Below are 8,222 nucleotides of genomic sequence, written 5' to 3'. Positions count from 1 at the left end.
GCGTAATGCACTCCATCCACTGGCTACTGCGGCATAAATCGCTATTTTGTTAGCTGAAATATTGAATTTTCAAGGAACAAGTCCCATTTGGGGTATGGGAAGTCTTAGTTAATGAGAGGTACATGTAGAGCCAGAGCCAGAAGTAGGCTTGCTATAGAAACCACCAGGCCATGAACAAGATCCCCAAGGATTCACTGCAGATAAGAATTCTCCCCAAAGAATACTAGCTCCGTAGTTTCCACCGTTAATTGATTCTAATTGTTCTTTTTTAATTTCATCAAGTAAAATTTTTGATTTTTCCATATTTAACCCTCCATTTAGCAAAAGAATATTGTTATTTTATTAAATAGTATAGTATAGTAGCTCAGTTGTCAAGACACAAATCCCTTGAGTTTCCGCATTTTTATCCACAATCATCTCATTTTACATGCGTTGTTATAAACCGATTGGATATGTTCATGAACTGCAAGCAAGCGGCATTGAGAATCCTATTGCCGTATTTGGCCAAGAAGTGCAAAATCTCAATCAGGAATACAAAAAGAAAAAACAGTCTGAAAAAGAACGGCAGATTTCTGGAGAATCTCCGGAAAAGTTACTTGGCTATTTCCCACTGAAAAATCTTAATGATTCTCTTGGATGTAAAAAATATATTGATCTTATTCAGACCACAGCGAATTTTAAGTTCAATATCTTCGATATGATCTCAGCTCTTATTTATGCGAGAGTTGTCCATCCTTGTTCAAAATTAAAAAAGTATATCGAAGTTATTCCGAAACTGTTTGAAAAACATGATTTCTCCCTTAATCAGATTTATTTCGGTCTCGGGTACATTGGCCCTGAATACGAAAAAATCATTGAGATTTTCAATCATCAGGTGCCTCAGAAGTATCCATTTGATACTTCTCACTCCTACTTCGACTGTACAAACTTTTATTTTGAAATTGACAAAGAAAATGATTTCAAATTAAAAGGACCTTCCAAAGAAAACAAGAAGGAACCTATTGTCGGAATGGGCTTACTCCTTGATGCAAACTAGATTCCCATCGGTATGAAAATGTATCCCGGAAATGAAAGTGAAAAGCCTGTAATACGAGATATCATTGATGATTTAAAACAGCGCAGCCACATATCTGGTAGACCCATTCAGGTGGCAGATAAAGGACTCAACTGCTTTAACAACATCATGCATGCTCTAAAAGCAGGAGATGGATATATTTTCTCAAAATCTGTAAAAACCCTCCCGGAAACAGAAAAAACATGGGTACTTCTTGAGAATGATTATGTTGATGTAAAAAATAAAAAAGGTGACATTCTTTACCGCATAAAAGATTGCGTGGATGATTTTTCATATACTTACACGGATAATACCGGACACAAAAGAACACTGAAGCTTACGGAAAAACGTACTGTAGCATTCAATCCAAAACTTGCCGAAAAGCAGACATATGAGATTAATCGGTAGGTGGAAAAAGCCAAAAAGCTTAGAGCGTGCGAAGCAAAGAAATCCGAATATGGAGACAATTCTAAGTATGTTACCTTTATTTCCACCGACAAAAAGGGAGAGAAAACAACCGGAAAAAGCAAAATTGAAATAAACAAAAAAGCTAGCTGGATATAACATGCTCATAACTTCCGGAATCCGCATGACTACTTCGGAAATCTATGCTACATATCATAATCTGCTATCTTGCAGTGTTACTAACAAGACTCTTACAGATACATACATTGAAAGATGAATATAGTACAGAAGAAATTTTTGATTTTATACGTGATTTTAGAATCGCCAAAATCGCTGACCGAAAATATATAAATTTAACGAGAAGTTCATCGTTTACCAAAGAGTTCTCTTGCCTGACAAGATTACCACTGACATCATATTTTCTCGGAAATGAAGACCTAAATAAAATGCTAAGGGGCTATCGGTTAATGATATGCTCCCTTCTAGGTAGACAAGTGAAATAATAATAAACTTGTTACTTAGGAGGGAGCATACTTTATGTCAAAGAAGACGATATCTGCTAAAGATAAAATATCTTCGGTTATGCTATATTTTGAGGCAAATGTTTCCCAACATCAATTGGCAAAACGGTTCAGTTGAAAGAATATGAGGCAAATACACCCATGAGTAAAGAAGAATGCAGGGAACTTCATGAATGGGTAGCAAAAGGCAGGAGTTCTTATGATAATAGCAATTATATCTGTGGAGCCGGTGGGTATCCCCTTGATTTCATCAGTGCTTTGCGAGCCGAAAAAGAATTGCAAGATTGGTTTGACAGTTTATCAGAAGAAGAAAAAGAGGCGGAAAAAGACAGGGTTGCAGCTATCAGTATGCTACTGAAACAGACGAGCTTTATTTTGATATATCCACCTTTCAGATGACTGATGCAGAAGACGATGACTTGCCCTTCCAATAATACGTGAATTAATAAGAATAACGCAAAATCGGCGGTCTAATTTGACCGCCGATAAAAAATCAAAAAATTTACACACTTTACTTGACAAACTCAAGTTCACGGCTGATAACTGTGTATCTCCCGATTTTTTCATACAAACTTTATAAATCTTTTGCTTTCATTTTTTTTATTTCTTTTTCAATTTCTTCTGCTCTACGTTTTCTTCCTTGATAACATTCAATCAAACACCAAACAAGCGGAACAACAAATACTACTACATTTTTATAATTCACTTCAATATGTTTGAAAAAATAGAAGTATATTCCTGTCAAAACTATTAGAACAGGTATAATAAATCCCCAAAACGGGCTTTTGCGCTTTGTCAAGATTGTTTGCACACCCATAAGTGCAAAAACAGCTGCAATGATAACAATAATTAAATAAGTTGACATAATCATTTCTCCTTTTCATTTTTGTATTTTTCAATAATAATTTTTGCGATTTCCAAATCAATTCGAGAATCAACCGCAAGACCTTTCACAAATGTTGTAAAGGGTTCTTCTTCCTTTTGGTCTGCCACTTCGATTTTCTGAATTAGCTTATCTAATCGTAATCGTACCGTAGGATAAGTTACGCCATACATTTTTGCAATTTCTTTTAATGAACCTGACTTCAAAACAAAGTTCTTCAAAAAGGTAGCGTCTTCCTGTTCTAAAGCCAATATCCATAGAGGTATTTTGTCAATTTCCATTTTATAATCCCCTTTCATTTGTTACTTAATTATATTAAATATAACATAAATAATATTAAAGTCAATACAAATTATAAATTTATTTTTATTTAGATAAGCCTTTATTTAAATGAGATGGTATGATGTATAATACACTTTCTTTTTCTTCCTCTTGATTACCCAACACTGGTGATACATCTACCTATAATCTAAATTGATTGTGTACTTAAAGGTAAACTTACAACTTCTATAACGCCAACAACCAAAACACTAAATATACTGGACAGAGGCATAGCACCTAATAAGTGAAATGCAAAAAAATCCTGTAATTCAGCTTTCCGCTGAACTACAGGATCCTAGAGTAAATGTTAGCTGACCATATGGGAACTAATCTGGAAATCACAGATGCGCCTGCTAATGGAAGTACTTTTTATATATCCTTCCTATCGGTCTGTAAATAAGAAGCACCACACAGACCATAAACGCTGCGTTTATCACTGTGGCAGGGATTGAAGTAAGCGCTCCCAAAAGTGCTGCATTCACTCCACTTCCCGCAATCAAAAGTGTAATCGTTCCCATCACAAATTCAATCACAATATTCATCACAGCGTACACAAACACGCCGATCGTGACAGCCCGGTATTCTGTCTTTTGGTCATCTCTCCCTTTTGCAAAGTGTTTTAAAATGGCACCGAGGATCAGGCACTTCACAATTGTCTCTATAAAAACCTGTGGAATCGCCTGCACGTATCCGTTTAACAGATCAAATAATACAAGTCCGATCGTTCCTGATATTGCGCCTTTCTTCCCGCCTTGTAACAGCACACCCAGCACAACAAAAATATGTCCAAAATGTACAAATGGTGTCCCAACTGCTGCCGGAAGCGGAATCCGAAACATCTGTATCCCAAGAAATGTAACTGCGGCAAAAAAACCAACCGTCACAATCGTCTTTAAGTTTATCGTGCTACTCTGCCCCATAGTTAAACAGCCTTTCTCTTCATATGAATAAGCCCGCTGCGAAGCAATACCGGTCTGAGCGCATTATATACAACACCGACCAGAATGACTGATACCACTGCATTTACGAATGTGGTCGCCGTGCTCCATTTCGCAAGCACCTCCGCCATCTCCTGCGGCTGTCCCAGTATCCACTGTTTATAAAAATAACCTACAAGCGGATCTGCGATTACATTGAATCCAAGCCCTGCAACAGATGCAATCACACTCCATCTGAGCACATACTTCTTATCACTGCTCTCATTGATCTTGGCAATACGATGCGCCACAAGTCCGACAATCAGACCAATGCATAGCTTCAATACAAATGTCTTTGGTGCAACTGTAATATAAACCGGATCCATAATGTCTGCAATAGACATTCCGATAGCTCCTGCAAGTCCGCCATACCATCCGCCTAACAACAGTGCCCCAAGTACACATACCGCATTTCCCAGATGCAGTGATGTGGCATCTCCACCAGGCATCGGTATCTTGATCTGCAAAAATGTAAAGGTCACATAACATAGCGCCGCCACCAAAGCGGTCTGTGCTAGTTTTATCATTGTCTCATTCTTTTTTTCCATGTTGTATACCCCTTTCCTTACTTAAGTTAGGTACTATACTAACATCATTCTGGTATATTTAAAAATACCAGTTTTTGAGTTTTTAACCAGTCCAGTTTATTTATTTTTGGTTCGCCGGTTCTATGGCAATCGATTTTCCTTTGATTTTTGCATTCTGCATCGCATGCAGAACGTCTTTCGCATACTCTCTCGGAACCTCTACAAATGTATATTTGTCAAACATATCGATGGTACCGATGAGTTTTCCAGGCATTCCGGTCTCGCCGGCAAGTGCTCCAAGAATATCTCCCGGTTTTGCTTTTTGCTTTTTTCCAATATTGATAAACAAACGTACCATTCCAGGCTCTTCTGCTCCGGTGTCACCAAAGTCCATATCCTCCGCTGAACCGTCATCGCCCATCGTCATTCCCGTACACATTTTCAAGAATGCAGCCGCAATGTCCATCGCTGTGTAATCAGAGCCATTTACTTTACTCTCGATTGCATTGACCATCGCTGTCAGATCTTCTGTCTCGATAATGCGGTCAATGTCCTCCAAAATATTCTCCATCTTTGTATTAGCGACATCGTCCAATGATGGAACCTTTTGTGCATAAATCTTCGTCTTACAATATCTCTGAATCTCTTTCAGCTTATACACTTCTTTTCCGGATACAAATGAAAACGAACGTCCAACTCTTCCCGCACGCCCCGTTCTTCCGATACGGTGTACATAATATTCATCATCCTGCGGCAAGTCATAGTTAAATACTGCTTCTACCTCATCTACGTCAATTCCTCTAGCTGCCACGTCGGTCGCAACAAGAATGTCTGTCTTCCCACTTCGGAATCCTTGCATCACACGATCACGCTGCGCCTGCTTCATATCACCGTGAAGTCCCGCCGCAAAATATCCTCTTCCGAGCAATGCGGTCACAAGAAGATCTACCTGCTTTTTCGTATTGCAGAAAATAACAGAAAGCTTTGGTGTATAAATATCTAAAAGACGAGTTAACACCTCTTCCTTATTCTTTTGTCTTACTTCATAGTAAAACTGCTCGATATTCGGAACTGTGAGCTCTTTTTTTGTCACTTTCACCACTTGGGCATTCTTTTGGAATTTTTTTGTAATCTCCATAATTGCTTTTGGCATTGTCGCTGAGAACAAAACTGTCTGTCTTTCTTCCGGCACTCCGCTTAAAATCGTCTCAATATCTTCGCGAAATCCCATATTGAGCATCTCGTCTGCCTCATCAAGGACAACCGTGTGCACCTGATCCATCTTGATCGTCTTTCGTCTCATGTGATCCATCACACGTCCCGGCGTACCGATAATAATCTGTGTCCCACTTTTCAGAGAACGGATCTGTTTTACAATCTCCTGCCCTCCATAGATTGGAAGCACTTTAATTCCATGCATATATTTTGCCAGATTTCGGATCTCATCCGCCACCTGTATTGCGAGTTCTCTTGTCGGGCAAAGAACAATCCCTTGTAGCTTTTTGTTTTTCGGATCGACTTTCTGTAAAAGTGGAATCCCGAATGCCGCTGTCTTTCCGGTTCCTGTCTGCGCCTGACCAATGATATCCTTTCCTTCCAAAATAACCGGAATTGCTTTTGCCTGAATTGGCGACGCCTCCTCAAATCCCATGTATTTTACTGCTTTTTGAATCTCTGAACAAAGTCCCAGATTCTCAAAATTCATATTTCCCATATTTTATATCCTTCCTATACCAATAAAAATACCCTTCACTTGCCACCAAGTAAAGGGTATTCACAAAGTTTCTGTGTAACATCATAACAGAGTAAAACGCTTTTGTCAAATTTAACTTGCTATTTATACATATCAGGTGTAATATATACATATGCTTAACATAGTATCAATTACTACATATAATATTTTTCATCACTAGGAGGTATGATTTATGAATAAAAAGCATTTAAAAGATCCAGGAAGCGCAATCACTCATTTTATCGGCATGTTAATGGCAATTTTTGCCGGAATACCATTACTGATAAAAGCTGCACATGAACCAAGCCCAATTTATCTTATCTCGCTTACGATTTATTTGGTCAGCATGATTTTATTATATGCAGCGAGTACGATTTATCATTCCCTTGATATCTCAGAAAAAGTGAATAAAAGACTGAAAAAATTTGACCACATGATGATATCGGTTCTGATTGCCGGAAGCTACACTCCGATTTGTCTGCTTGTCTTAAAAGGAACAACCGGAATCATTCTTCTTTCCATCGTATGGGGCATTGCAATCTTCGGAATACTGATCAAAGCATTCTGGATCAACTGTCCGAAATGGTTCTCTTCTGTGCTGTATATCGGAATGGGCTGGACATGTGTTCTCACCTTTACAAAGTTGTTGAACGCACTTTCTCCTGCCGCATTCGGATGGCTTTTAGCAGGTGGTATCATCTACACAATTGGCGGAATTATTTACGCACTGAAACTTCCAATTTTTAACAGCCGACATAAAAATTTCGGGACTCACGAGATTTTTCATCTGTTTGTAATGGGTGGAAGTATCTGCCATTTCATCGTAATGTATGTGTTCATACTTTAAATATATGTATATCAACGGAGACTATACAAATAGCCTCCGTTTTTCTTATTCTTCAATATTCAATATGTTATTTACAGTCTCTTTTGTCATCGTATTGACCATTTTCGAGCCATCCATCTGCACATAATTATAGGCATCACTCTCATCTCTTCCGCCTACATAAAGTGTAAATGTCTGTTCTTTATCATCACTGTCTGTATATACGACTGTGACTGTTGTACGCTGTGCCTCATCTAATCCATATTGAGCCAGTTCGTCCGCCTGTACAGAATAATCCACGCAATCTACAAAATAAGCTGCCCCAAGTCCTCCGCCGATTGCTGTGATATCATCTGACTGATCACTGTTATCTGCATCATACTCGGTTGTCTCGCCGACTTTTGTGATTGTCACCTTCTTGATATTATCTGCTCCAATGCTTGGGAATGTGTCTTTCTGAAGCATAGAATCTAAATCAAAATTCATTGCATTTACCACACTGTAATCTACCGTATAGATCTTTTCCTTATCTCCTACAGTCATATAATAGTCTTCACCTGCCGCATTGCCGATATAAATGTTCTGTTGTTCTCCATCAGCATCCTTGAGCGTGATCGTATACTGTGGCTCTTCCAGTCCATAGTCCGCAAGTGTATCTCCATCGGTTAACTCCCGATTAGCTGAAAGCGTTCCAAAAGTCTCTGCCATCGTCTTAAGACTGCTCTGCTGCAATGGAAATTCTTTATCAGACTCACTGTACCATGTACCATCTTCTTTTATAAACGACATCGTATCTGTTCCGTTCGTATACTGAATTGAGATGATATCCGACATATCAAGCACTGCAATCTGTTTCTGTTCGTTTTCTTTCTCTGCCGATTTCTTTTTTAACTGCCCTGTCACAACATACGCAACTACAAGCACAACCAAAACTGCCAAAAGAATGATCAGTGATTTATATTTCTTCATTCTATGC

At 38.6% G+C, this 8,222-nt stretch carries 9 protein-coding genes and 1 pseudogene; 3 read left to right on the top strand and 7 right to left on the bottom strand.

The features are described from left to right. Positions 1 to 108 precede the first annotated feature (108 nt). Complete coding sequence (locus ACTQXY_RS12325) at positions 109 to 303, bottom strand: hypothetical protein (RefSeq protein WP_441659695.1); 195 nt, start codon at positions 301 to 303, stop codon at positions 109 to 111. Between the two features lie 127 nt (positions 304 to 430). On the opposite strand from ACTQXY_RS12325, the pseudogene ACTQXY_RS12320 reads away from it, so the two are divergent. Both ACTQXY_RS12320 and ACTQXY_RS12315 read left to right on the top strand, forming a co-directional pair. Further along, positions 431 to 1,962, top strand: a pseudogene (locus ACTQXY_RS12320) (IS1634 family transposase); the annotation flags it as partial. A gap of 159 nt (positions 1,963 to 2,121) precedes the next feature. Beyond that, entirely contained in the window at positions 2,122 to 2,379 is a 258-nt protein-coding gene (locus tag ACTQXY_RS12315) for a hypothetical protein (RefSeq protein WP_441659694.1), read from the top strand. 175 nt (positions 2,380 to 2,554) lie between these two features. On the opposite strand, the gene ACTQXY_RS12310 is transcribed toward ACTQXY_RS12315, so the two are convergent. The 5 genes from ACTQXY_RS12310 to ACTQXY_RS12290 form a co-directional block, all read right to left on the bottom strand. Next, entirely contained in the window at positions 2,555 to 2,845 is a 291-nt protein-coding gene (locus ACTQXY_RS12310) for a hypothetical protein (protein WP_441659693.1), read from the bottom strand. 2 nt (positions 2,846 to 2,847) lie between these two features. After that, entirely contained in the window at positions 2,848 to 3,144 is a 297-nt protein-coding gene (locus tag ACTQXY_RS12305; RefSeq protein WP_441659692.1) for a DUF2089 family protein, read from the bottom strand. 393 nt (positions 3,145 to 3,537) lie between these two features. Further along, the gene (locus ACTQXY_RS12300) at positions 3,538 to 4,104 is read right to left on the bottom strand and encodes an ECF transporter S component (protein ID WP_441659691.1); all 567 of its coding nucleotides are present in this window, start codon (positions 4,102 to 4,104) and stop codon (positions 3,538 to 3,540) included. A 2-nt stretch (positions 4,105 to 4,106) separates the two neighbouring features. Then, a complete protein-coding gene (locus ACTQXY_RS12295) occupies positions 4,107 to 4,709 on the bottom strand; it encodes an ECF transporter S component (RefSeq protein WP_022250646.1) in 603 nt (200 codons plus the stop codon). A 100-nt stretch (positions 4,710 to 4,809) separates the two neighbouring features. Continuing rightward, on the bottom strand, positions 4,810 to 6,402 hold the full coding sequence (locus ACTQXY_RS12290) for a DEAD/DEAH box helicase (protein ID WP_441659690.1): 1,593 nt from the start codon (positions 6,400 to 6,402) through the stop codon (positions 4,810 to 4,812). A gap of 211 nt (positions 6,403 to 6,613) precedes the next feature. Between ACTQXY_RS12290 and trhA the strand changes: the two genes are divergently transcribed. Further along, positions 6,614 to 7,267: a PAQR family membrane homeostasis protein TrhA gene (gene trhA / locus ACTQXY_RS12285; protein WP_441659689.1), complete on the top strand. Its 654-nt coding sequence runs from the start codon at positions 6,614 to 6,616 to the stop codon at positions 7,265 to 7,267. Positions 7,268 to 7,312: 45 nt separating this feature from the next. On the opposite strand, the gene ACTQXY_RS12280 is transcribed toward trhA, so the two are convergent. Further along, positions 7,313 to 8,215: a DUF4340 domain-containing protein gene (locus tag ACTQXY_RS12280; protein ID WP_441659688.1), complete on the bottom strand. Its 903-nt coding sequence runs from the start codon at positions 8,213 to 8,215 to the stop codon at positions 7,313 to 7,315. Positions 8,216 to 8,222: the final 7 nt, after the last annotated feature.

The organism is Faecalimonas sp. LCP19S3_D12 (assembly GCF_052121495.1).
Taxonomy (GTDB): Bacteria; Bacillota; Clostridia; order Lachnospirales; family Lachnospiraceae; genus Faecalimonas.
Note: the sequence above shows the minus strand (reverse complement) of the source record. Positions and strands in the feature narration are given on the sequence as shown.

Bases quoted from the DNA above. Each gene is read 5' to 3' on its own strand.
- ACTQXY_RS12290 (WP_441659690.1), bottom strand. From the start codon at position 6,402: ATGGGAAATATGAATTTTGAGAATCTGGGACTTTGTTCAGAGATTCAA.
- ACTQXY_RS12310 (WP_441659693.1), bottom strand. From the start codon at position 2,845: ATGTCAACTTATTTAATTATTGTTATCATTGCAGCTGTTTTTGCACTT.
- ACTQXY_RS12305 (WP_441659692.1), bottom strand. From the start codon at position 3,144: ATGGAAATTGACAAAATACCTCTATGGATATTGGCTTTAGAACAGGAA.
- ACTQXY_RS12300 (WP_441659691.1), bottom strand. From the start codon at position 4,104: ATGGGGCAGAGTAGCACGATAAACTTAAAGACGATTGTGACGGTTGGT.
- ACTQXY_RS12315 (WP_441659694.1), top strand. From the start codon at position 2,122: ATGAGTAAAGAAGAATGCAGGGAACTTCATGAATGGGTAGCAAAAGGC.
- ACTQXY_RS12295 (WP_022250646.1), bottom strand. From the start codon at position 4,709: ATGGAAAAAAAGAATGAGACAATGATAAAACTAGCACAGACCGCTTTG.
- ACTQXY_RS12325 (WP_441659695.1), bottom strand. From the start codon at position 303: ATGGAAAAATCAAAAATTTTACTTGATGAAATTAAAAAAGAACAATTA.
- ACTQXY_RS12280 (WP_441659688.1), bottom strand. From the start codon at position 8,215: ATGAAGAAATATAAATCACTGATCATTCTTTTGGCAGTTTTGGTTGTG.
- trhA (WP_441659689.1), top strand. From the start codon at position 6,614: ATGAATAAAAAGCATTTAAAAGATCCAGGAAGCGCAATCACTCATTTT.